The 23,678-nt window shown below is 59.7% G+C and carries 19 protein-coding genes; 13 read left to right on the forward strand and 6 right to left on the reverse strand.

The genetic code is table 11. From position 1 onward, the window contains the following. Positions 1-560 precede the first annotated feature (560 nt). From yajC to B2696_RS09035, 8 genes are all read left to right on the forward strand, one after another. Positions 561-941: a preprotein translocase subunit YajC gene (yajC, locus tag B2696_RS09000; RefSeq protein WP_286955055.1), complete on the forward strand. Its 381-nt coding sequence runs from the start codon at positions 561-563 to the stop codon at positions 939-941. A gap of 202 nt (positions 942-1,143) precedes the next feature. After that, positions 1,144-3,066 (forward strand): protein translocase subunit SecD, encoded by a 1,923-nt coding sequence (gene secD, locus B2696_RS09005; protein WP_286955056.1) that lies wholly within the window; start codon positions 1,144-1,146, stop codon positions 3,064-3,066. A gap of 3 nt (positions 3,067-3,069) precedes the next feature. Then, positions 3,070-4,275, forward strand: coding sequence for a protein translocase subunit SecF (gene secF / locus B2696_RS09010; RefSeq protein WP_286955057.1), 1,206 nt, complete (start codon positions 3,070-3,072; stop codon positions 4,273-4,275). Positions 4,276-4,529: 254 nt separating this feature from the next. Beyond that, entirely contained in the window at positions 4,530-6,089 is a 1,560-nt protein-coding gene (locus tag B2696_RS09015) for an ABC transporter substrate-binding protein (RefSeq protein ID WP_286955058.1), read from the forward strand. Positions 6,090-6,094: 5 nt separating this feature from the next. Next, positions 6,095-6,640, forward strand: coding sequence for an adenine phosphoribosyltransferase (locus tag B2696_RS09020; RefSeq protein WP_286955098.1), 546 nt, complete (start codon positions 6,095-6,097; stop codon positions 6,638-6,640). A gap of 89 nt (positions 6,641-6,729) precedes the next feature. After that, positions 6,730-9,024, forward strand: coding sequence for a RelA/SpoT family protein (locus tag B2696_RS09025; RefSeq protein WP_286955059.1), 2,295 nt, complete (start codon positions 6,730-6,732; stop codon positions 9,022-9,024). A gap of 182 nt (positions 9,025-9,206) precedes the next feature. Continuing rightward, positions 9,207-11,330 carry a bifunctional metallophosphatase/5'-nucleotidase gene (locus tag B2696_RS09030; RefSeq protein ID WP_286955060.1) on the forward strand — a complete coding sequence of 708 codons (2,124 nt, stop codon included), beginning with the start codon at positions 9,207-9,209 and terminating at the stop codon, positions 11,328-11,330. Positions 11,331-11,440: 110 nt separating this feature from the next. Then, a complete protein-coding gene (locus B2696_RS09035) occupies positions 11,441-12,034 on the forward strand; it encodes a DUF421 domain-containing protein (protein WP_286955061.1) in 594 nt (197 codons plus the stop codon). Positions 12,035-12,180: 146 nt separating this feature from the next. On the opposite strand, the gene B2696_RS09040 is transcribed toward B2696_RS09035, so the two are convergent. After that, positions 12,181-12,492, reverse strand: a complete 312-nt coding sequence (locus tag B2696_RS09040; RefSeq protein ID WP_286955062.1) for a hypothetical protein — start codon at positions 12,490-12,492, stop codon at positions 12,181-12,183. Positions 12,493-12,627: 135 nt separating this feature from the next. Beyond that, entirely contained in the window at positions 12,628-13,488 is an 861-nt protein-coding gene (locus tag B2696_RS09045; protein ID WP_286955063.1) for a peptidylprolyl isomerase, read from the reverse strand. 137 nt (positions 13,489-13,625) lie between these two features. Between B2696_RS09045 and tpx the strand changes: the two genes are divergently transcribed. From tpx to hisS, 3 genes are all read left to right on the forward strand, one after another. Further along, entirely contained in the window at positions 13,626-14,135 is a 510-nt protein-coding gene (gene tpx / locus B2696_RS09050) for a thiol peroxidase (protein WP_286955064.1), read from the forward strand. Between the two features lie 165 nt (positions 14,136-14,300). Beyond that, a complete protein-coding gene (locus B2696_RS09055) occupies positions 14,301-14,948 on the forward strand; it encodes an MBL fold metallo-hydrolase (protein WP_286955065.1) in 648 nt (215 codons plus the stop codon). 5 nt (positions 14,949-14,953) lie between these two features. Beyond that, the gene (hisS, locus tag B2696_RS09060; protein ID WP_286955066.1) at positions 14,954-16,237 is read left to right on the forward strand and encodes a histidine--tRNA ligase; all 1,284 of its coding nucleotides are present in this window, start codon (positions 14,954-14,956) and stop codon (positions 16,235-16,237) included. A 78-nt stretch (positions 16,238-16,315) separates the two neighbouring features. On the opposite strand, the gene B2696_RS09065 is transcribed toward hisS, so the two are convergent. Beyond that, positions 16,316-17,725, reverse strand: a complete 1,410-nt coding sequence (locus B2696_RS09065; protein ID WP_286955067.1) for an L-serine ammonia-lyase — start codon at positions 17,723-17,725, stop codon at positions 16,316-16,318. Positions 17,726-18,041: 316 nt separating this feature from the next. Here B2696_RS09065 and B2696_RS09070 point away from each other — a divergent pair, with 316 nt between their 5' ends. After that, positions 18,042-20,375, forward strand: a complete 2,334-nt coding sequence (locus tag B2696_RS09070; RefSeq protein ID WP_286955068.1) for a carbon starvation CstA family protein — start codon at positions 18,042-18,044, stop codon at positions 20,373-20,375. Next, a complete protein-coding gene (locus B2696_RS09075; RefSeq protein ID WP_075729898.1) occupies positions 20,375-20,557 on the forward strand; it encodes a YbdD/YjiX family protein in 183 nt (60 codons plus the stop codon). Before B2696_RS09070 ends, B2696_RS09075 begins: the two co-directional genes overlap by 1 nt. 32 nt (positions 20,558-20,589) lie before the next feature. On the opposite strand, the gene B2696_RS09080 is transcribed toward B2696_RS09075, so the two are convergent. From B2696_RS09080 to ypfJ, 3 genes are all read right to left on the reverse strand, one after another. Then, entirely contained in the window at positions 20,590-21,276 is a 687-nt protein-coding gene (locus B2696_RS09080; protein WP_286955069.1) for an FMN reductase, read from the reverse strand. A gap of 3 nt (positions 21,277-21,279) precedes the next feature. Next, on the reverse strand, positions 21,280-22,392 hold the full coding sequence (locus tag B2696_RS09085) for an LLM class flavin-dependent oxidoreductase (protein WP_286955070.1): 1,113 nt from the start codon (positions 22,390-22,392) through the stop codon (positions 21,280-21,282). A 213-nt stretch (positions 22,393-22,605) separates the two neighbouring features. Then, complete coding sequence (gene ypfJ / locus B2696_RS09090) at positions 22,606-23,514, reverse strand: KPN_02809 family neutral zinc metallopeptidase (RefSeq protein ID WP_286955071.1); 909 nt, start codon at positions 23,512-23,514, stop codon at positions 22,606-22,608. Positions 23,515-23,678 lie beyond the last annotated feature (164 nt).

Consider the following 23,678-nt stretch of genomic DNA (forward strand, 5'->3'; position numbering starts at 1 on the left):
ATGCGCCACCACGCCGCGGGCGTCTTACCCGCAACGGCGGGACAATAGTGTGGCAGCCCCCGCATACTAGCCGTTAGGACAACAAGCCTAACGGCGGCTTAGCAAACCCCAAAACCAGCCGGGCCTGAGTGCTTTCGCCGTGGCCGACATGCCCATTGGGTCGATGCGCGGTGGGGAAAACAACAACGGGCAAGTCTAGGACTGTGCGGTGGAGATGATCCCGGAAAACACCGACATCATCGCAGGTAGGGCACCAATCAGTGCAGGCTGACGGCGCCAGCTTTGATAAAGGTGAAGTCCCCTTGGTGGTATTGGCTAGATTCGACACCTCAACCACTACCGACAAGGGGACCCACCTCTTTCCCTGTCACTCCCCACCATGCACTCCAAAACCGCAAGAGCCCTTTTTGTAGTGCACTCAGCGAAGCTATCGAGGGGCGTCGAAATCGAGGCTTGTCTTGGTGCTTCCTTGCCAGGAAAGCGGACTCCTCGTGTGTGGGGGTAGAGTTTGGGGGAGAGGCAAGCGGGTCTTATTAGCACTTCTGGCAAACTCGATCCCCATGGGATCATCTGGAATTGGAACTTTTTTCGTCATCGCGCTCGCAGCATTGCTTCTCCTGCAAGCAGTGTTCATGATGCGCAAGCAGAAACAACAGCGCAGCAAGATGATAGACTATCAAGCCGCTCTTTCCGTGGGCCGAAAGGTCATCACTGTAGGTGGCATGCACGGAACCGTGGTTCGCGTTAGCGAAGGCAGCGTGGACCTGGAGGTTGCACCGGGGACCATCATTACCTTTGACAAGCTCGCAGTTGTGCGCGATCAAGCCGCTGTTCCCGCCACAAGCCATCCTGAGGTTGAGCCGGAGCGGCCCTCCACTGCGCCCGAGGCCGCGCAGCAGGACAGCACTGAGAATGGGTCTGCACACCGCGATCGGGACTAGCTTTTCTTTCGCACCCGAGTCTGCCTGACCGGTGTCACAACGTGATCGAGAGTTCTTCTGGTCACAGTGGCGCCGGTATTTTTAGGTCTTCTTAAGGTAGCGAGAACCTTATGACGTACGATGGTGGATCGTGCTGGCCCCTTGAGCACTCAAGGGGTCGTCTTATATTTTCCACCTGTTTCAAGTTGCACAGGAGATTTCCTTGTCCGCACCAAATCGTGGCGCTATTTCGCATAGCAACCGTAAATGGCCCCAACGCGCGATCGCACTCTTTGTCCTGATCGTCGTCATTATCTATGCCCTCATCTTCTTCACCGGAGGTCGTACCGGTACGCCAAAGCTCGGCATTGACCTCCAGGGAGGTACGCGCGTCACCCTCGTCCCGCAGGGCGATGACCCTACCCAGGATCAACTCCAGCAGGCTCGCACGATCTTGGAGCAGCGCGTCAACGGCATGGGAGTCTCAGGCTCTGAGGTTGTTATCAACGGCTCGACCTTGGTCATCACCGTTCCTGGTGAGGATGCCTCGCAGGCCCAAGCTGTAGGCAAGACCTCGCAGCTGCTCTTTCGCCCAGTGGCGCAATCGCCCATGCCGGACATGAGCAAGCTGGAAGGTGACGTCCTTGACATGGCTAATCGCTGGGTCGAGTACGGAGTGCTCACCCCAGATCAGGCTAATACTTCCTTGCAGCGCGTGGCCGATGCCATCGCGCAGGGTGAGGCACAAGGCAACGGCGGTCAGGCCCCCAAGACAGAGGGCAAGAAGGTCACGGCCAAGCCGCGTCCCGAGCCCGGCAACTCGCTCGAGGAGAGCCAGCGGCGCACCGAGGTCACCGACATGCTGTTGGCGGACCGCCAGTCCTCTGATCCCACCGTCTTGACTGCGGCCTCGGCTCTCTTAACTTGTGATGCCGGATCGGATCCACTGGCTGGCTCCGACGATCCTGCCAAGCAGTTTGTCACCTGTGACTATTCCAACCAGACTCCCTATATCTTGGATCCTGCTCCGCTGCTAGACGGCATCACGGATGAAAACGGCACCCGCTTGACGGGTAATGAGATCGACACGAACTCGCCGATTAGCGGCGGGCTCAATGCCCAGACCGGGCAAATGGAAATAAGCTTCGCCTTCAAGACCGGTGACGGGCCGAACGGTTCGCAGACGTGGGCCAACCTGACCCAGGAATACCTGCAACAGCAGATTGCCATCACCTTGGACTCGGCGGTTATCTCCGCCCCGCAGATTCAGGGCGCAACCCCAGTGGGTTCGGCTACCTCGATTACTGGTGACTTCAGCCAAGAGGAAGCCACCAGCCTGGCCAATAACCTGCGCTATGGCGCGCTGCCTTTGTCCTTTACCGGTGCCAACGGTGAGCCCGGTGGCACCGTGGAGACCGTTCCGCCTTCACTCGGCAAAGCGGCCCTTAAGGCCGGCCTCATCGCCGGCATCGTGGGTCTCATCCTGGTTGCCTTGTACTCGCTGTTCTACTTCCGGGCTCTCGCCGGGGTTTCGCTTATCACGCTCGTCGCCTCCGGAATCCTCACCTACGGCGCTTTGGTTCTTCTTGGGCGCTGGATCGGATACTCGCTGGATCTTTCCGGTATCGCCGGTTTGGTCATCGGTGTTGGCGCAACGGCGGACTCCTTCGTGGTCTACTACGAGAGAATCAAGGACGAGATGCTGGAGGGAAGAACCTTCCGTTCTGCCACGGTCAAGGCTTGGGAACGCTCGCGAGCCACCATCGTCACCGGTAACGCCGTCACACTTATTGGCTCGGTCATTGTGTACTTCCTCGCCATCGGCGAGGTAAAAGGCTTTGCCTTCACCATGGGTCTTACCACGGTCTTCGACCTTGTAGTTTCCTTCCTTATCATGGCGCCGCTCATGCAGATTCTGGGCCGCAAGCCCGCCCTGGCCAAGGCCTCCCTCAACGGTTTGGGCGGAATCTATGGTCTCATCGAGGAACGCCGTGCCCGCGGATACTATGCCAAGGAAGAGCCTGCGAAGGCGGCGTCGTTAAGTACGCCAGCGCCGGCATCCGGCAACAACACCGATACCCCGAGCGAAGACATTTCCGGAAACGAGCCCGCCCAGGGGTCGAAGCCCGAGGGCGAGGAGAAGTAAAACATGTCAGTCAATACCCAAAAAGACACCAAGAAGAAGTATCGGATCTCTCGCCTCGATCGCCTCTACGAGGACGAGGGCGGATTCGATTTCATTGGGCGCACCAAGCTCTGGTATTCCATTACCGCCGGGCTGGTTATCGCCTCGATCCTCTTCATCGCCATCCGCGGCTTCACGCTTTCCCTCGACTTTGAGGGCGGCACGAAGCTGACAATGCCTGCCGACGACCTCGTGACAGAACAGGTAGGCCAGACCTTCGAGGATGCCACCGGGGTAGAACCCGAGCTGGTGCAGATCGTGGGTGCCGGCGATTCCGAGACTCTGGAAATTACCTCGGAGCGCCTTAGCCAAGATCAGGTCAATAGCGCGCGCGAGGCCATCTACGAGACCTATGACACCAAGGACGAGAACGGGGAAGTCACCCCTGACGCCATCGGTTCCTCTACCGTCTCCGAGTCGTGGGGATCTTCCATTACCTCCCGCATGCTGCTCGCGATGGGTGTGTTCCTCGTGGTAGCCACCATCTACGTGGCGATCCGCCTGCAGCGCACGATGGCTTTCGCCGCCATCGCAGCGCTTATCATTGACGGCATCATCATCGCCGGCATCTATGCCGCCTTTGGTTTCGAGGTCTCTCCGGCCGTCATCATTGGTTTGCTCACCGTGCTGACCTTCTCCATCTATGACTCCGTCATCGTATTCGACAAGGTCAACGAAAATACCGAGGGACTAAGTGGGCAGAGACAATATACCTACGGGGAGGGGGCGAACCTAGCGGTTAATCAGACCATCATGCGTTCCATATCCACCTCAGTGATTTCTGCGCTGCCGATTATCGCGCTCTTTGTCGTGGCGGTGTGGCTCATGGGTATCGGTACCTTGCGCGATCTGGCCCTTATCCAGCTTATTGGTGTCATCGAGGGCATCTTCTCCTCGCTGTTCTTGGCCACCCCGCTCGTGGTCAGCTTTGCTAACCGGACGAAGAAGGTCAAGGAGCACAACGCCGAGGTTGCCGCTTATCGTGCTGCTCAAAGTGGCAACTCTTCAAGCGCAGGCGAAGATACGCCAGAGACTGAGCCGGCTTCCGCACCCGGTAGCCGCAAGGTAGCCTCGCCGATAAGTCCCACCTCTACTCCGGCTAACCCGCAGCGTGAGGGCGAGGATTTCCCTGGCGGCTCCGGTGGAGCAACATGGCGGCCAGGTCGCTAAGAATCTAAGAAAGAAGTTTTGCCACGATGCACGGGAGCTTTAAAGAAACGTTAAATCCCGCGATTGGAAAGGGCGCAGTGTGTTTTTCAGGCTCACGGCTTCTCGCTGTGCGACGGGTCGGGGCGCTGGCCTGTGCCCTCTTTTTAGGCTCTGCTAGCCTTGCTGCCTGCAGCTCGGAGGACGGGACAGAGAAGCCAGGAGCCCCAAGCGCGCCGGCTAGTACCGACTACTTCGGTTACCTTCTCAATACCAAGGTGTCCACGTCCAACGCAGGTACGGCTTTTGGCGCCGCGGCTGGTGCCGCGCAGCAATCCAACCGGCTTTATCCGGCAGTGTTCATGCCCGGCCCTTCTGGCCAATTGATCCCCAACACGGATCTGGCTGAGACGGAAGAGCTCGCCCCAGCGCCGGACAGCAACCAACGCAGGATCCTCTACACGCTCTCCGATAACGCGAACTTTTCTGATGGCACCCCGGTAACCTGCGATGACTTCCTCCTGTCCTATAAGGCAGGCAGCATGGACGAGGAGTTCGGCTCCCACCTGCCGCTGGCGAAGGAAGTCTCTGGATTCTTCTGCGAGCCCGGAAACAAGAAGTTCATGGTTGCGTTTAATGAGAATCAGGGCGAGCGCTGGCGTTACCTATTCGGTCCGGGAACCGTCATGCCTTCCCATGCACTGGCGGCCAAGGCCGGATTGAGCCAAGAACAACTCTACGAAGCCCTCGTGGCGGAGGATGCGGCGACTCTCGAGCCTGTGGCACAGGCCTGGCGCGATGGGTTTAGCCTCCAGCGCGATGACTTCGATCCGCAGCTGCAGGTTTCCTATGGCCCCTTCGTGATTGAGCGGATCGGGGAAGACGGCGAGATAGTATTCAAAGCCAACAAGGAGTACTACGGCGATCAACCAGAGCTCGATCACGTCGTTGCCTGGCCCGCTGATACCGATGCACAGCGTTTGTTAAACGCCGGTGCGTTGAAAGTCGCCGATGCTCCCAGCACCACGCCAGCCTGGCTTTCTTCAGTCCAAGGCGCACAAAGCAACACAGATGACGCCGCAAGTGGCACCACGGATAAAGCCGCAGATGGCACAGACGATAACTTTGAAGTCACTCCGGAGACGGGTTTTCTCACCGATACACTCTCGCTGTCGAAATCGGGAGTGTTTACTCAAGCATCGGCCCGCCAGGCCTTCGCAGCCTGCATCGATCAGCCGCAGCTGGCCAAAGTGAGCTCTCAGAAATCTGGGGTCGAGGTTCCGCCCGTCCTTGTGCGCACTCTGCGCAGCTCTGATCCGCTTGCGGCCTCAGTCTCTGCAGTGGGTGAGGGGCACAAGGCTACGGATATGTCTGCGGCGGCCAGCCTGGCCGGCCAGACCATCCGCATCGGATACCTAGGCCCGGATGAGCGTTATGCCGCCATGGTGGAGGAAATCCGCAAGGCCTGCGAGCCTGCCGGAATCACCGTCGAGGATAAGTCAGCCGAATATATGTCACGAGCCTTCCTTGAGCTTGATCCTGCCACGTCCTTGCCCACTATCGACGCCTTCTTGGGCCCGGTTGATCCTATGAGCGAGTATCCCGCTGCTGATGCGGACATCCGCAAGGTCAACGAGCTCCGTGCGGCGGAGGAGGCCCTGTGGGAGGATGTATCCACCATTCCCATTGCCGCGCAACCGCGCGTCTTCGTGGTGGATCGCTCCGTGGCGGGCGTGGTTCCCTACACCGGATTAGCCGGCATTGGCTGGAACATGGATCGCTGGCGTGACACCGGAACTCAAGAAACTGAATCTACTCAAACGAGGACTAAGCCGTGAACAACATGAGCAGCAAGTACGCTTCCGCGAGCGAGGCATTGAAGGATAAGGTTCGCCTCGTCCCAGATTTTCCGGAGAAGGGCATCCTCTTCGAGGACCTCACGCCGGCGTTGGCGGATCCGGACGCCTTTCGCACGATCGTCGACGGCCTTGCCGCCGCCTGCGAGGAACTCGGCGCCGATTTGATTGGTGGTTTGGATGCCCGCGGATTCTTGCTTGGATCTGCGGTGGCCTACAAGATGGGGGTGGGCATCCTCGCGATTCGCAAGAAGGGCAAGTTGCCGCCGCCAGTGCTGACGGAGGAGTACGAGCTCGAGTACGGCAGCGCCGCTCTGGAGATCCCCGCCGTGGGCATCGACATCAAGGGCAAGCGGGTTGCTTTGGTCGATGACGTGCTAGCAACCGGTGGAACACTTTATGGTGCCAAGGTCCTCCTTGAGTCCGCCGGAGCTGAGGTTGCCGGCAATGTGGTCGTCCTTGAGGTTGACGGTTTGGGTGGTCGCGAGCGCTTAGCGGGACCACCACTTATTGTGCTCAACGCCACAGACTAGAATGAACAGTCTAAGCTATGTACATGTCCCATTAACCTTTGAGTAGATGGGCGGCAGGTACTGCTAGCGACGAGTAGAAGGGCGGCGCCATGACCACGGAGAAGTCGACCAAACGCCCCGGCGGGGGCGGAATGCGCAGCATGTCTGCGCGTTTGGCTAGGTCGCTGACGGGCGGGCGGGTAAAGATTAATCCCGTCCTCGATCCCCTCATGTCCATTCACCGCAAGTTTCACCCGAAGGCGGATGCGGAGCTCCTCAACAACGCTTATAACACCGCCGAGCGGCTTCATGCAGGCGTCTTCCGCAAGTCCGGGGAACCTTATATCACGCACCCCTTGGCGGTGGCGACCATCGCCGCGGAGATCGGCATGGATACCACCACCATCGCTGCGGCTTTGCTGCACGATACCGTGGAAGATACGGACTACTCACTCGATGACCTCACCCGAGATTTCGGCCCAGAGGTTGCACGCCTCGTAGACGGCGTGACCAAGCTGGACAAGGTGGCGCTCGGCGCGGCTGCGGAGGCTGAGACCATCCGCAAGATGATCGTGGCCATGGCCACCGACCCCCGCGTCTTGGTCATCAAGGTCGCCGATCGCCTCCACAACATGCGCACCATGCGCTTCCTACCTCCCGAAAAGCAGGCCAAAAAGGCTCGCCAAACCCTCGACGTTATTGCGCCTCTGGCACACCGCTTAGGCATGGCGAACGTCAAGTGGGAGCTCGAGGATCTGTCCTTCGCCATCTTGTACCCCAAGAAGTATGACGAGATCGTCCGCATGGTCGCTGATCGCGCGCCCTCGCGCGACCGTGCTCTCAAGGAGATCAAGGCTGATGTGGCCAAGGCTCTCAAGGAGAACGGCATCGATGCGGAGGTCATGGGCAGGCCGAAGCACTACTGGTCTATTTATCAAAAGATGATGGTGCGCGGCCGCGACTTCGCAGAGATCTTCGATCTCGTCGGTATCCGCATCTTGGTCGATGACATCAATAGCTGCTATGCCGCCATCGGCGTGGTGCACTCCATCTACCAGGCCTTGCCGGGGCGCTTCAAGGACTATATTTCTTCGCCGCGTTTCGGGGTTTATCAGTCCCTGCACACCACGGTGATGGCCGCGGGCGGATCCACTCTTGAGGTCCAGGTGCGCACGCATGAGATGCACTACAATGCCGAGTTCGGCGTGGCCGCTCACTGGCGCTACAAGGAAACCAAGGGCAAGAACTCCGGTCACCAGGATGAGGTCGATCAGATGGCGTGGATGCGTCAGCTGCTTGACTGGCAAAAAGAGGCTGCGGATCCCAACGAGTTCCTTGACTCCCTGCGCTATGACCTGACCACTAAGCAGATCTTCGCCTTCACCCCTAAGGGGGACGTGGTCAACCTTCCGGCCGGTTCAACGCCGGTGGACTTTGCCTATTCGGTGCATACCGAGGTGGGCCACCGCTGTATCGGTGCAAAGGTCAACGGCAAGCTCGTGGCCTTGGAATCGCAGCTAAAGTCCGGCGACAAGGTTGAGATTTTCACCTCCAAGGACCCGAATGCGGGCCCTTCCTTGGACTGGCAGGACTTCTTGGTCTCGCCGCGTGCGAAGGCCAAGGTGCGCCAGTGGTTCGCCAAGGAGCGGCGCGAGGAATACCTCGAGGTGGGCCGTGACGCGCTGGCCAGCGAGGTGCAGCGCGGTGGACTGCCGCTTTATCGCCTCTTTACTGCGTCTTCGATGAAGCAGGTGGCTGAGCAGTTGCACTACGTCGACGTCGACGCGCTTTATACGGCGATTGGCGCGGGCCATGTCTCCGCACAGCACGTTGCGCACCAGCTCATGGCGCTTTTCGGCGATCAGGATGACGCGGTCGATGCTTTGGCTTCGCGCACTCCTTTCTCCGAGTTGGAGAGCTCACGCAGCCAACACACCCAGGACTCCGCACACGGCACGGGAATCCTCGTCGAGGGCAGCCCGGATGTCATGGCGAAGTTGGCCAAGTGCTGTCAGCCTGTTCCCGGTGACGCGATTTTCGGCTTCGTCACACGCGGCGGTGGGGTGTCTGTGCATCGCGCGGATTGTACCAACGCGGAGAAACTCAAAGCGGAGCCGGAGCGCATGCTGAACGTCGAGTGGTCCTCTAATAAATCTGCCGGCGGCGCCTTCTCGGCTACGCTGCAGCTCGAGGCCCTTGACAGACAGGGACTGCTTTCTGAGCTCACCCGTGTCTTAAGCGATCAAAACCTCAATGTCTTGTCCATGACCTCGAACCGCGGGGATGATCATATCGCCACCGTGCGCTTTACTTTCTCGGTCTCGGATACCAAGCAGCTGGGCCAGCTGATGACCACACTGCGCAACACAGAAGGGGTCTTTGACGTCTACCGCGTTACCGCCTGAGTCTCGCCGGCAGGGGGTTAAGGCAGCGTCGACGGATAGTGGCAATTGCGTGAACTTTTTCTGCTCTAGATCTTAACTGCCTGTTCGACTGGGAAGCCTCATCCTGCGCGGATACCGCAGAGCAGATAGAAAGAACGTTTGTACACGTTCTCTCTTTCTACCTTGTGGAGTTTCCCTTGAAAATGTTTAGACTAACTAGGCGGCGCTTTGCCGTCTCGACCACGGTGACAGCCATGGGTACCGCGGCCGCAGTTGCCTTCAGCGGCAGCTCGGTCGCCTTTGCTCAGGAAGACGCCGATTCTCAGGCCCCTGCCGCGGATAGCGTGACCATCTCGGTCTCCAATATCACCGATCTGCACGGGCACCTTTCCAACGGCCTGTCCAAAGGCGAAAATGGGGCAGTAGCTCCTAAGTCAGGCGATGAGATGGGCGTTGCACTCTTGCAGTCCCTCATCAAGAAGGTCAACGAGGGCCAGGAGTATGCGCTTACCACCTCGGGCGATAACGTCGGTGGCTCTGCCTATATCTCCGCCATCTCGGAGGATGAGTACACCCTGAACGCCCTCAACGCGATGGACGTTACTGCCTCGGCCGTGGGCAACCACGAGTTCGATAAGGGCACTGAGGACCTCATGGACCGCATCGTCCCGCGCTCTGACTATCCGGTTCTGGGCGGCAACGTATTCAAGGATGGCCAGCCCTTGCTCGATGCCTCCTACGTCCAGGACATCGGTGGCGTCAAGGTTGGCTTTATCGGCACCGTGACCCAAAATACTGAGAATAAGGTCGCCCCAGCCCTCATTCCTGGAATCACCTTCACTGATCCGGTTGCCGTCACCAACGAAGAAGCTACGCGCTTGAAGCAGTCGGGTGAAGCCGACGTTGTCGTAGCTTTGATGCACGAGGATGCCGCGAAGTTCGCCCCAGGACTCAATAATGACGTTGACGTTCTCTTTGGCGGCGATAGCCACGTTCGGAGCGCAGGCGAGATAGAGCGCCAGGATGCGCTTCCTTTGCAGTGGGCACAGGGCCACGAGTATGGCAAGCTGCTTAACGATGTCGATATAACCTTCGACAAGTCACAGGACAAGGTCACCGACATTGAGCTAAAGCAATACGATGCCACCAACTTGGACGGGGTCACTGAGGATCCTGCTTTGGCAGCGATTGTCTCTGAGGCAGCCGCCAAGGCGAAAGAACTCGGCTCCGCAATCGTCGGCACCACCCCGCAGGCGCTCTATCGCGGTTCGGACGAGGGCAAGGCCACAGGCTCCAACCGTGGCGTCGAGTCCACCCTCAACAATTACATTGCAGAGGCCCAGCGCAGCTCCATGGCCACGATGGTGGATAAGACCATCGACATCGGTGTCATGAATGCAGGTGGCGTGCGCGCGGACCTAAAGGCGGGCGAGGTTTCCTACGAGGATATCTTCACCGTGCAGCCTTTCGGAAACGCTGTTTCCTATGGTCAAGTTTCCGGCAAAGACTTCATTCAGGCCCTGGAGAACCAGTGGCAGCCAGGCAAGTCCCACCCGCGTTTGGCTCTCGGTGTGTCCAATAACGTGCAGGTCATCTACGACCCAGCTGCGGAGCAAGGCCACCGCGTAACTTCTGTCACCATCAACGGTGAGGAAATCGATCCGGCCAAGGATTACTCCATCGCTGCCTCCACCTTCCTCATCGGCGGTGGCGATAGTTTCTTTGCCCAGGGTGCCATCAAGGACACAGTGGATGTGGGCTACATGGACACCCAGGCCATGATTGATTACATCAAGACAAACAAGACCGAAGTCCGTACAGGTCAGGCGCAAGTTGGCGCGCATATCACCGGTGAAGCTAAAGCAGGCGAGAGGATCACCGTTGCTCTTTCCTCCCTGAACTATTCCTCACAGGGGGAGCCAATGGCGAAGGCGGCCACGCTTAAGCTGGGTGATGCCAAGGCCAGCGCAGATATTGACAATGCTGCACGTGAAGGAGACGAGAAGTTCGGTGAGCGCGGACGCGCCACCATGGAGCTGACCATTCCCGCGAATCTTAGCGGCAAGCAGAACCTGGATATCACCACGGATGCCGGAACGCACGCCGTCCTGGTGCTCGATCTTGGGGGCAATTCACATGGCGATGGCTCCAGCATCATTGATGGCTCCTCCGGCAGCTCCAACAACAGCGCCCTCGGCGGCGGCATCTTGGCAGCCATCCTGGCGGCCTTCGTCGGCGTCGTCGGCGTAGTCGGTCTCAACCCGCAGCTTCTGCCTGCACCCGTGCGCCAAATCATCGAGAACTTCCGCAGCCAGTTCGCCCGCTAGGAAACTCCCAAAGCTGCACTGAAGCAATACAGAAGCAATACAGAAGCAGCAATTAATCCATCCCGGGACCCTTTAGCCTGGCCTGCCAGCGGCGGGTAGGCTAAAGGCTCGTGGAAACTCTCAGACTCATCCTCGTCGATGCGCAGTATCAGCTCACCGTAGCCCCGTATCGCATCCCCGTCGTCATCGCGGCTACGGTGGGCATCTACCTGGCATTCATGGTGCTGGTCAAGCTCTTTGGATCGCGCGTGCTGACGTCAATGACGGCGTCCGACGCCGTAATTGTCATCATGTTCGGCGCCGTGTCAGGCCGTGTCATCGTGGGCAATCCTCCCACGTTGGCCTCCGGCATCATCGGGCTATTGACCCTCATGCTGCTTGAAGCGGCTTTTGGCACCATTCGCCGCTACATCGGCTTGTCCCGCTTCCTCGATCGCCGCCCCGTGCTCTTGCTCTATCAGGGAGAGGTTATTGAGAAGAACCTTAAGTTTTCTCATGTCAGCCAGAGCGACATCAACTCCGCACTGCGCAAGGCCGGCATTGGCCAACGCAGCGGCGCCCAGGCCATGATCCTCGAGCCCACCGGGCAGATCTCTGTCATCCGCACCGGTCAAGCCATTGACCCCGAGCTCTTTGCAGACGTCTTGGGCGCCGAGGAGGCTCTCAACTCCACTTCGCATGAACGCGAACGCGAGAGCGAGTAGCACGGCTAAGCAGTAGGAGAGTCAAGAGGGCAACAAGTAGGCGAGCGCTCACCGAAGAGAAGCCTCATAGTATTAGACAAAACGTAGAACCGCCTCGCACCAATAACTGGTGCGAGGCGGTTTCTTTCAGCAAGCCTCAGTTGAAATTACTTGGAGATCTTGTTGACGAAAGAGTAGATAGCAGAGAGGGCACCGACTACTGCGGTGATGATGCCGATCCAAGCCTTGATGTCCTCAGCGGAAAGGTCGGAGCTACCACTCTCGGCAGGCTTCGTCGTGGTAGTTGAAGTGCCGTCTTTGCCGTCGGTGTTATCGTCATCACCTGCGGTAGCTGCGGGAGCTGCGGTGGTGGAAGAAGAAGGAAAGCTGCTCTGTGCGGAAGCAACGTTGACGCCAGCGAAAGAGACTGCAATTGCGGTGGCACCTGCGACGAGGGCCTTGCGGGAGAAGAACTTCATGTGTGTTCGATCCTTAGGGTGAGGTTTTAGACTCCCCAGATGCTAATCAGCTTTGTCAGGTTTCGCAATACTTAGGGGTGAAAACTGATAAATCTCTGAAAATTGTGTCTGGAGGGGTCTAAGTGGCGGTTGGGTCTAGGAGTTCTTGACTGTGGCCTTGGTGATCTTGACTTCCTCGGCAGGTGCGCCGTCGGAAGCGCCGCCCTCGACGCCGGTTTCGGCGATCTTATCCAAGGTCTTCAGACCCTCGTCGCCGACGTTGCCGAAGTAGGTGTAGTCAGGGGCCAGGGTAGAATCCTCGTAGTTGAGGAAGAACTGCGAGCCGTTGGTGCCTGCGCCGGCGTTGGCCATGGCGACGGAACCGCGTGGGTAGATGACTGGCTTGCTGGCAGCCGCGTCATCGGCCTCGTCGGTGGGGTACTCGTTAGCGAACTGGAAGCCCGGACCGCCGGAACCCTTGCCGCTGGGATCGCCACACTGCAAGACGTTGAGCTGGCCGGAGGTCATGCGGTGGCACACGGTGTCGTTGTAGTAGCCGGACTCAGCCAGCGAGGCAATGGCGTTGGTGGTACACGGTGCCACAGCGCGGTCGAGCTCCATGTCGATGGGGCCCTGCGAGGTCTCAAAGTTCACGGTGACCGTTCCCTTGGTGGACACGTCCTTGCCTGAAGGCTTGGAGGCTTCCTTGGCGGCCTCACCGGCGCTGTCGTAGGTGCACTGCACGGTTGCGGGCAGGGCCTTGGCGCGTTTGCCCGTCAGGGCGGTGGCGGTGGGCGTCTCAGGGGTGGTGGCGGTCGAGGACTCCTCGGCCTGGACCTTGTCCTCAGAGCTATCACGGGTGGAGAGGAAATAGATTCCGCCGACCAGGGCCAGGATGACCACGGCGGAGGCGGCTACTACGCCCAAGGGGCGGATCTTTTCCTTGCGGTCGCGAGCCTTGAGCTCCCGGCCGAGGTGGGCGAGTGCTTCCTCGCCGCGCTTTTTATTATCAGGCACCGTAAAACTTCCCTCTAGTATCGGAGTCTTTGCATTGATCTGGAATGATTCTAGCGCCAGGCAGTCTCCTGGGGTGAAGTACCCACGCGGTGCGGGGGTCGTAGCGATCGTGCTCACTAATCAGTAGGCTCGGGCGCATGGCTACAGTTAAATTTGATAATCAACCCGCCCAGACCGTTGGAGACCTCCCCGCAGTAGGGGATGCTTTCCCTGATGTTGAGCTCGTAGGTACCGATCTTTCCCCCGTCAAGTTGTCTGATTTTGCAGGCAAGCGCGTCGTGGTTTCCCTTTTCCCCTCCGTTGACACTGGTGTGTGCGCGGCCCAGCTGCGTGCCTTCAATGAGAAGGCCGCGGGCCTGGAGAACACCGTCGTGCTTTCCGTCTCCCGCGATTTGCCCTTCGCACAGGCCCGTTTCTGTGCAGCCGAGGGTATCGAGAACGTAGTTTCTGCCTCAGACTTCCGCTCCGACCTGGGTGAGAAGCTCGGCATCACCCTTGCGGACACCCCGCTAAAGGGTCTGCTGGCACGTTCAGTCTTTGTTCTCGATGAGAACCATAAGATCGTCTACGTCGAGCTCGTACCTGAGGTAACCACCGAGCCGAATTATGATGCAGCCCTAGAAGCACTGCACAAGCTCGATAGCTAGAAGCTTCATTTTTCCAGCGCCCCTTATCTCACATCTTTGTTGTGGAAACGGGGCGCTTTTGCATGCCTGGGGTGTGGTGCGGCGTTGTGGCGGCGTCGGTATGAGGCGGCTTCGCCAAGCACAGGCTATACAGAAACGGAAAGGGGAGCGGCTAGGCTAGAAAGCATGGAAATATTGGGTTTTGGGGCAGGTCCTTATAAGACGAATACCTACGTGGTGGCCAATGGCACCCGCGCCTTCGTGGTGGATCCGGGGATGCATGCCATGCGCCGCGTACTAGACCTTGCCAAAGAGCACGAGCTTAGCTTTGAGGCCATCGTGCTCACGCACGGTCACATCGACCACACGCGCGAGGCCGGGGACCTGGCCGCGCGTTTGCAGATTCCGGTATATATCCACCCCGAGGATGCCTTCATGTTGGACAAGGGGGCCGGGGTTTCGCCCCAATCGCAGGTGCTTTTCGACGGCGAACATATGACCCCCATCACCGACTTGCGGGATCTCCCCGGCGAAGGAGAAATTGAGTTGATAGGGGGTTCCTTCGGGCTTGCCCACGCCCCTGGGCACTCGCCCGGATGCACCATCATCGTGGGCGAAGACTTCGCCCTCACAGGGGATGTGCTCTTCCGTGGCTCCATTGGGCGCACGGACCTCGAGCATTCCGATCCGGAAGCAATGGCGGCCAGCCTGCGCGGACCCGTGTGGAACCTGTCGGACAAGCTCTCCATTCTGCCTGGGCACGGACCAACCTCGACGATGCGGATGGAGCGGGCGACCAATCCCTTCTTGCGATCTATCGGGAAGGTAATCTAGAGCGCGTGAGTGATAAAAAGCAGTTCCAAGCCCTTTCGGCGCCCAAGGGCGTCCCGGATTATGTCCCGCCGCAGTCCGCTACCTTCTATAAGGTGCGCGAAACCATGGTGGAGCAGGCTCATTTATCTGGTTTCCAGCACATCGAGCTGCCCATTTTTGAGGACACTGCCCTCTTTGCCCGTGGCGTAGGGGAGTCCACCGACGTGGTTTCCAAGGAGATGTACACCTTCGCAGACCGTGGGGAGCGCTCGGTGACCCTGCGGCCTGAAGGCACAGCAGGCGTCATGCGGGCTGTCATCGAGCACAACCTGGACCGCGGGCAGCTGCCGGTCAAGCTCAACTACTTCGGTCCCTTCTTCCGCTATGAGCGCCCCCAGGCTGGGCGCTACCGTCAGCTGCAGCAGGTCGGCGTCGAGGCCATCGGCGTTGATGATCCCGCTTTGGATGCTGAGGTCGTAGCCTTGGCTGATCGTTCTTTCCGTGCCTTGGGCCTGAAGGGGTTCCGCCTTGAACTCACCAGCTTGGGTGATAACAACTGCCGTCCGGCCTACCGCGAGAAGCTGCAGGAGTTCTTGTTCAAGCTCAACCTGGATGAGGAGACCCGTCACCGCGCGGAGATTAACCCGCTGCGCGTTCTCGATGACAAGCGCCCAGAAATCCAGGAAGCCACGGCCGACGCCCCGCTCATGCTCGACTACCTCGACCACGAGTGCCAGGAACACTTTGAAACGGTCACCGGGCTACTGCAGGACATGGGGGTGCCTTTTGAAATCAACCCGCGCATGGTGCGTGGGCTGGATTATTACACCAAGACTTGCTTCGAGTTTGTCCACGATGGCCTCGGTGCCCAATCTGGCATCGGCGGCGGCGGGCGCTATGACGGCCTGATGGCTCAGTTAGGCGGCCAAGAGCTCTCCGGCATTGGCTATGGCCTCGGCGTCGACCGCGCCTTGTTGGCACTGGAAGCAGAGGGCATCACCCTCGACGGCGTCAACAGTCGCGTCGATGTATTCGGCGTGCCCATGGGTGCGAACGCCAAGAGGCACATGGCAGGGCTCATCAACGAGCTGCGCAAGGCTGGCATTGCCAGTGACATGTCCTTCGGTGACCGCGGCCTCAAGGGTGCGATGAAGGGCGCCGACCGCGCGGGTGCACGCTTCGCCCTCGTCATCGGTGACCAGGAACTGGAATCCGGCACCGTGGCCCTCAAGGATCTCGCCGCCCACGAGCAGCACGAGGTGGCCCTGGACCAGGTTGTCGCCGAGGTTGCGCGGCGCCTTTTGGTCTAGGCCTGGGGGCTCTGAGGCCCGGTGTGTGTCTGTTGCTGAGCCAGAGGCTCTGGCTGGGTTGTGTCTGGGATTAGGGTGCTAGCACTCCACCTGGGACACGCTAAAGCCCAGAGTTTTGGCGAGTCCTCCGATGGAGGTCTCCTTGTACTTGGAGAGCATGTCCCGCCCAGTCTCCGCCATGGTCTGCACTGCGGCATCCAGGGTGACGTAGTGGGTGCCTTCGCCGATCTTGGCTAGGCGTGCGGCGTTGATTGACTTGACCGCGCCGATGGCATTGCGCTCGATGCATGGGATCTGCACCAACCCGCCCACCGGATCGCAGGTCAGGCCGAGGTTGTGCTCAAGGGCAATCTCAGCGGCGTTTTCTATCTCTGCAGACGTCCCACCGAGTAGTTCTGTCATACCTGCGGCTGCCATGGAGGAAGCGGAGCCGACCTCGCCTTGGCAGCCCACCTCGGCCCCAGAGATGGAGGCGTTTTGTTTGATGATCATCCCGATGGCCCCAGCCGTAAGCAGATAACGGCGCGCTGATTCACGGGTGAAGTTGGCCTGAAAGTCCCTGGCATAGTGCAGGACGGCGGGGATAATTCCGCAGGCGCCGTTGGTTGGAGCTGTGACTACGCGCCCACCGGCCGCGTTTTGCTCGTTGACCGCGAGAGCATACAGGTTGACCCATTCCATCGCGGAGAAGCCGCTGGCTTGGTCTTGGTAGCTATTGAGAAGCTGCTCGTACATGTGCGGAGCCCGGCGCGAGACATGCAGGCCGCCGGGTAAGATCCCGCGCGTTGAAATGCCGTCGGTGACACATTCGCGCATGACATCCCAGACGCGGTCGAGATGGTGCAGCACATACTCGGCGCCGCCCTCATCCTTGTGGAGAACCTCCTCGTTGGCCAAGACTAGCTCCCAGATAGCCAGGCCCGTCTCCGCGCTGAGCTCAAGTAGGCGCTGCGCGGTACTGAACTCATAGGGAACTGGCTCGGAGACCTGTGCAGCCGCGACACCAGCGGGAACCTCATCGCTGGCACTGAGCTCGGCATCGAGCTCTGCGCGGGAGAGGATGAATCCGCCTCCGACGGAGAAGTACTCGGATTCTATGGCGAGGGCATTGCCTGCAGAGTCCCAAGCGCTGAAGATAAGGCAATTGGGGTGCTCGGCCACGGGAGTGCTGTTGAAGGAGATCGAGTAATACATCGCTCCGGCAGGTCCTTCGACATGGCCCTGTTCTGGGATGGGGTGACCCGCCTGCGGCTCGGCGTCGATAGCGACGGTGAGTGGATCCCATCCGGCCAGACCCAAGATGACCGCGCGGTCGGTGGCGTGGCCACGGCCGGTGGCTGCGAGGGAGCCCCGCAATTCGGTGTGCACCCGGGCAGGAACGTGTGGAAGTGACTCTATAAAGGCCTTTGCCGCGCGCATCGGTCCCACCGTATGGGAAGAGGAGGGGCCGATTCCAATGGAGAAGATATCGGTGACGCTAATTGCCATGCGGGGTGAGAACTTCTTTCTTTGTGCCTGGGATGTTCTTTGTGCCTGGGATAAGTCCGCGATGTTCTAGCCGGAGCCTGCGGGTATCGCTGCAGCCCTTCATCTTACAACTGCCTCTAACTTGAGCTCGGCAGCTGACGTTGGTGCTGACATAGCCCGTGTGTTTGGAACTGCCTCGTGAAGATGTTTGGGAAGTTTGTGAAGCGAATATAGCGAAACCTATTGTGTGTGAATTATGTATAGGTGATACTAGTCTGTATCGTAGCTCACACCGTCAAGTGCGTGGGGTAGCACAGGCCTACTTCTATGCATCTGCATGCGGGGCGAGCCACGAGTTTTTATTTATCCGCCCAGTTTCGTCGAGGAGAAGAGCGTGAGTATAAAAGTCGGCCCACAAGCAGACCCGGACAAGTCTGATATTGACTTCGTCGAGGTCAAGGGTGAAAAGAAGCCCATTAACGTGCGCCCGCAGCGCGTCATAGGCAAGGTTGAGACCTTCGTCATCCTCGTAGCAGCCGTGGTGGCAGCCGCTGGATGGGGAGTATTGGCACTGCACCGCGGGGAAACAATTAGTTCAGTATGGCTAGTTTTAGCCGCCATTGGCTCCTATGTCATCGGATATACGCTTTATGCCCGCCTCATCGAATACAAGGTGGTCAAGCCCCGCAACGATCGTGCCACGCCGGCTGAGTACGTCAATGATGGCAAGGACTTCGTGCCTACTGACCGCCGAGTCCTCTTTGGACACCACTTCGCAGCGATTGCTGGCGCCGGCCCCCTCGTCGGCCCGGTCATGGCGGCGCAGATGGGTTACCTGCCAGGAACCCTGTGGATCGTCTTAGGCGTCATTCTGGCAGGCGCTGTGCAGGACTACCTCGTCCTGTGGGTGTCCACGCGTCGCCGTGGGCGCTCGCTGGGCAAGATGATCGAGGACGAGATGGGCAAGGTCGGCGGCATAGCCGGAATCATCGCCACGATCGCCATCATGATCATCATCATCGCGGTGCTTTCCCTCATCGTGGTCAATGCCTTGGCAGAATCGCCCTGGGGTGTTTTCTCCATCTCCATGACGATTCCGATTGCCTTGCTCATGGGCTTGTACCTGCGTTACCTGCGCCCAGGCAAGGTCTCAGAGGTCTCCCTCATCGGCATCGTCTTGCTGCTGGCTGCCATCGTCGGCGGCGGCTGGGTGGCGGATACCGCCTGGGGAGTAGAGGCCTTCACCTGGTCTAAAGAGACCCTTGCCTTCGCGCTTATTGGCTACGGCATCGTGGTCTCCGTCCTTCCTGTCTGGCTATTGCTCGCACCCCGCGATTACCTGTCCACGTTCATGAAGATCGGCGTCATCGTCTTGTTGGCGCTGGCGATTGTCATCGAGCGTCCCCTCATCCAGATGCCAGCGGTGACTTCTTTCGCGATTGAGGGCAACGGGCCGGTCTTTTCCGGCAACATGTTCCCCTTCCTTTTCATCACGATTGCCTGTGGTGCGCTCTCTGGCTTCCACGCGCTGATTTCTTCCGGCACCACCCCGAAGCTGGTGGAGAAGGAATCTCACATGCGTTCCATCGGCTACGGCGGCATGATCATGGAGTCCTTCGTGGCCGTCATGGCCTTGGTCACCGCGGTGGTCATTGACCGTCACGTTTATTTCGCCATGAACTCTCCCGCTGCCGTCACCGGTGGAACCGAGGAGGGTGCCGCCAGCTTTGTGGCCACCCTACAGCTGCCGGGGCAGCCAATTAGTGCAGACCAGCTTAATGCCGCAGCCGAGGCTGTCGGCGAACATACCATTGTATCTCGCACCGGCGGAGCTCCTACCTTGGCCTTTGGTATGTCGGAGATTATGACGGACCTCCTCGGCTCGCCGGCCATGCAGGCCTTCTGGTACCACTTTGCCATCATGTTCGAGGCGCTATTCATCCTCACCGCAGTCGACGCCGGAACTCGCGTCGCCCGCTTTATGATGTCTGATTCCCTCGGGGCGATACCGGGACTGGGCCGCTTCCGTGACCAGACCTGGCGCCCGGGCGTGTGGATTTCCACCGTTGTGGTCTGTGCCCTGTGGGGAGCCATCCTGTTGATGGGTGTCACCGACCCGCTGGGTGGAATCAACGTTCTCTTCCCGCTCTTCGGCATTGCCAACCAGCTGCTGGCGGCGATTGCCCTTTCCCTCATCCTTGTCGTGGTGGTGAAGAAGGGCCTCTACAAGTGGGCGTGGATTCCGGCCATTCCCTTGGCCTGGGACTTGGTCGTGACCATGACTGCTTCCTGGCAAAAGATCTTCAGCTCCGACCCAGCGGTGGGATACTGGTCCAACCACGCTCGCTTTAAGGACGCGATGGACCAAGGTCTCAATGAGTTCGCCACGGCTACCACGCCGGAGGCCATCGCGGCCGTGGTGCGCAACACCGCCATCCAAGGCAGCCTCTCCATCCTCTTCGCGGTCTTGGCGCTCATCGTGGTGGCCAATGCGCTCGTGGTCTGCTACCAGTCCGTTCGTGAGCGCGCAGCGGGCCAGGAACCGGAAACCTCCGAGGAACCCTTCCGGCAATCGGAGATGTTCCTGCCACGCGGCCTCATGTCCACGAAGCGCGAGAAAGAGGTCGCCGCCGCGTACGGGGAAACCTTCGAAGCAACAGGAGCCCACTGATGCTGGCGCTACTGAGTTCCGTCAAGTGGTACTTCTGTGAGCTGATGGGGGACCACGACTATAAGAAGTACGTGGCCCACCTCAAGGCCCATCATCCCGAGGAGGCGGTGCCCAGCGAGCGCGAGTACTGGCGCGCGCGTTATGCCGAGCAAGACGCCAATCCCGGTACCCGCTGCTGTTAAAGCAATGTGACGAGTTCTAGGACTCGCACGCTCTAGGCCCTATCGGAATCGCTCGCCGTGCCGTCGTGGCCGGCGAGTAGGGATCCGAAGTCGATGAGGTCTTCTTCGAGGTCGAGCCCGGTCTTGCGCGGGGCCTGGTCGGTGGCGTTGATGCCGCTGAGCCCGCCCACGCGGTCGGTCGGGGCGACCATGAGATCGGCGAGTTGGCCTGCAGCTACGCCGATGCGCTCGTTCGTGCTTGCCCCGTGCTGCGTGCCATAGTCCTCCGTAGCTTGATAGATGCCGGTGGGCACCACCACGGCATGGAGATAGTTAAACAGCGGGCGCAGGGAGTAATCAAGCATCAGCGCGTGGCGCGAGGAGCCCCCGGTCGCGGCGATGAGCGTGGGAAGCCCCTCGAGGGCATGGGGAGTCAAGGTGTCGAAGAACATCTTGAACAGCCCCGAGTAACTGCCCTGGAAGGCCGGGGTGACGGCGATGAGCCCATCCGCGGTGGACAGCGCGCGCTTGGCGGCATCCAGATTTGGAGTATCCGCCCCCCAGTTGACCATCGCCGCGGCGAGCTCGGTGGCGAGCTCACGCAACTCGATGACCTGGACCTCCACGCCCTCGCCACGGGCGGTGATGTGGGCCTCGGTGGCCTCGCAGAGGGCTTCGGCAAGCTTGCGGGTCGAAGATGGCGTGGACAAGCCAGCCGTGACTACGACCAAAGAACGCATGTCCTAGTCCTCCTTTCCAGGGTTGACCAAAAAGTGCGGGGAATCCGGGTGAGCCTTGAGCCAAGAATGAGTCGGCGGATCCGAGGGTACGTGATCTGGGCGCCGTGCCTCCATGCGGCGACGCAGCTCGGGGACAACTTGCGTTCCTAGGAGCTCCACCTGCTTGAGCACGACCTCCTGCGGGAGGCCTGCGTGGTCGATGAGGAAGAGCTGACGCTGGTAGTCGCCGACCCAGTCCGCAAACTGCATGGTGCGCTCGATGACTTGCTCGACCGTGCCGACGGTAAGCGGGGTCTGTGACGTGAACTCCTCGAGGGAAGGGCCGTGGCCATAGACCGGCGCGTTATCGAAGTAGGGGCGGAAGAACTTCTTGGCCTCGGCCTCCGTATCCGCCATGAATACTTGTCCGCCTAGGCCAACGATGGCCTGGTCCGCTCGCCCGTGTCCGTACTTTTCGTAGCGGTTGCGGTAGAGCTGAACCATCTTGGCGGTGTGCTCCTTGTTCCAGAAGATGTTGTTGTGGAAGAAGCCATCGCCGTAGTATGCGGCCTGCTCAGCGATCTGCACAGAGCGGATCGAGCCGTGCCAGACAAAGGGGGCGACTCCATCAAGCGGTGCCGGGGTGGAGGTATATCCCTGCAGCGGAGTACGGAATTTGCCGGACCAGTTCACCACCGGCTCGCGCCACAGGCGGCGCAGAAGGTGGTAGTTCTCCACGGCCAGGGGGATGCCTTGGCGGATGTCCTTGCCGAACCACGGATAGACAGGACCTGTGTTGCCACGGCCCATCATGAGATCGACGCGGCCACCGGAGATGTGCTGCAGGAAGGCGTAGTCCTCGGCGATCTTGACCGGATCGTTAGTGGTGATAAGCGTGGTCGACGTCGACAGCAGCAAGTTCTTGGTCTTCGCCGCGATATAGCCCAGGTGCGTCGTGGGGGAGGAGGGAATGAAAGGCGGGTTGTGGTGCTCGCCGGTTGCGAAGACGTCGAGGCCTACCTCCTCGGCCTTGAGGGCTATTTCCGTCATGCTGGCGATGCGCTGCGCCTCGGTGGGCGTGGTGCCGATGGTGGGATCGGTGGTTACGTCGCCGATTGTAAAGATTCCGAATTGCATGATTCAACCTCTTTCTGGTGTCTGAAAGTATCTTATATGACATGACAACAAAAAGGAACAGGGTTTATTCCATGGAAGGATAAGCCCTGCTCAGGGGTGGGGGTGAGGTGCGCGTTGATAAGGTCAACGCGCCCTGACTAGCTGGGGGATTGGGGCTGGGTGTTGGGGCTGGGGGATTGGGCCCTGCGAGATTAGGAAAGTCGGCGACTAAGTCTAGGAGGAGTAGACCCCACGGCCCAAGAAGTCGCAGGAGGCCATCTTTCCGCTTTGGTAACCGCTCAAGAAGGCCTGTGCGCGCTGCTCGGAAGAACCGTGTGTCCACTGGTCCGGGCGCACCTGACCGCCCGAGCGTTCCTGAATGTTGTCATCTCCCACTGCGCGTGCGGCATCGATAGCTGAGCGAGCCTGCTGGTCTGTGATTGGATCAAGGAGCGCGTCAGCACCGTCATCGGCGTGATGCGCCCAGATGCCGGCATAGCAATCGGCTTGCAACTCGATCTTCACCGCGTTCGAGTCCTCGCCGGGCTCGTTGTAGTTGGATAGACCCAGGGTGCCTTCGAGCTGTTGGATGTGGTGGCCAAACTCATGGGCCACGATGTACATCTGGGCAAGCGGGGCATCCTCGGCGCCGAACTGGTGGAGCTGCGAGAAGAAAGCGGTATCGAAATAGGCCGTCTGATCAGTGGGGCAATAGAAAGGCCCCGTTGCGCCTGAAGCTATGCCGCAGCCACTCTGCGTGGAATCGTGGAAGATAACCAAACCCGGCTTGGCGTACTGCAGGCTCGCCTCGCGCGGAAGGAGGGTTTCCCAGACTTGGTCCACGGACTGTGCGGCGTACATGACGCGGCAATCATCATATTTGTTGCCATCCTCCGCGGTGCGGCAATGGGCAAACTCATCGCTGGAATCGCCCCCTGTAATCTCTCCCTGGGACTGCTCCTGGCCCTGATCCGAACCGAGAAACTGGCCAATGTCCGAGGGGCTGCCGCCCAGCAGCAGGAAGAGGCCAATGAGGACGACGGTGCCGATACCGCCACCGGCAGCGATGGTGCCGCCACGCCTCCCACCGCCACCGGATCGCGCGCGGGTGTTGTCGAACTCTGCGCCTGAGCGAAATGTCATGAATCTGATAATGCCATAAGCGCAACGCGAATCCGCAGAGCATTCACCGAACACGCACGGACTACGCACAGAAAGCCGGTGCGGTGGTTGGCGCAGTGTGCGGTATTACCCTCTTTTGCGTCTGAATGGTTCTGCAACGCGTTTGAAGAGGGAGATGGAAGTTG

It is taken from the genome of Corynebacterium sp. UBA4397, assembly GCF_002390965.1.
Lineage (GTDB): Bacteria > Actinomycetota > Actinomycetes > Mycobacteriales > Mycobacteriaceae > Corynebacterium > Corynebacterium flavescens.

Bases quoted from the DNA above. Each gene is read 5' to 3' on its own strand.
- yajC (WP_286955055.1), top strand. From the start codon at position 561: ATGGGATCATCTGGAATTGGAACTTTTTTCGTCATCGCGCTCGCAGCA.
- secF (WP_286955057.1), top strand. From the start codon at position 3,070: ATGTCAGTCAATACCCAAAAAGACACCAAGAAGAAGTATCGGATCTCT.
- B2696_RS09020 (WP_286955098.1), top strand. From the start codon at position 6,095: ATGAGCAGCAAGTACGCTTCCGCGAGCGAGGCATTGAAGGATAAGGTT.
- B2696_RS09025 (WP_286955059.1), top strand. From the start codon at position 6,730: ATGACCACGGAGAAGTCGACCAAACGCCCCGGCGGGGGCGGAATGCGC.
- B2696_RS09030 (WP_286955060.1), top strand. From the start codon at position 9,207: ATGTTTAGACTAACTAGGCGGCGCTTTGCCGTCTCGACCACGGTGACA.
- B2696_RS09040 (WP_286955062.1), bottom strand. From the start codon at position 12,492: ATGAAGTTCTTCTCCCGCAAGGCCCTCGTCGCAGGTGCCACCGCAATT.
- tpx (WP_286955064.1), top strand. From the start codon at position 13,626: ATGGCTACAGTTAAATTTGATAATCAACCCGCCCAGACCGTTGGAGAC.
- B2696_RS09055 (WP_286955065.1), top strand. From the start codon at position 14,301: ATGGAAATATTGGGTTTTGGGGCAGGTCCTTATAAGACGAATACCTAC.
- B2696_RS09065 (WP_286955067.1), bottom strand. From the start codon at position 17,725: ATGGCAATTAGCGTCACCGATATCTTCTCCATTGGAATCGGCCCCTCC.
- B2696_RS09070 (WP_286955068.1), top strand. From the start codon at position 18,042: ATGCGGGGCGAGCCACGAGTTTTTATTTATCCGCCCAGTTTCGTCGAG.
- B2696_RS09075 (WP_075729898.1), top strand. From the start codon at position 20,375: ATGCTGGCGCTACTGAGTTCCGTCAAGTGGTACTTCTGTGAGCTGATG.
- B2696_RS09080 (WP_286955069.1), bottom strand. From the start codon at position 21,276: ATGCGTTCTTTGGTCGTAGTCACGGCTGGCTTGTCCACGCCATCTTCG.
- B2696_RS09085 (WP_286955070.1), bottom strand. From the start codon at position 22,392: ATGCAATTCGGAATCTTTACAATCGGCGACGTAACCACCGATCCCACC.
- ypfJ (WP_286955071.1), bottom strand. From the start codon at position 23,514: ATGACATTTCGCTCAGGCGCAGAGTTCGACAACACCCGCGCGCGATCC.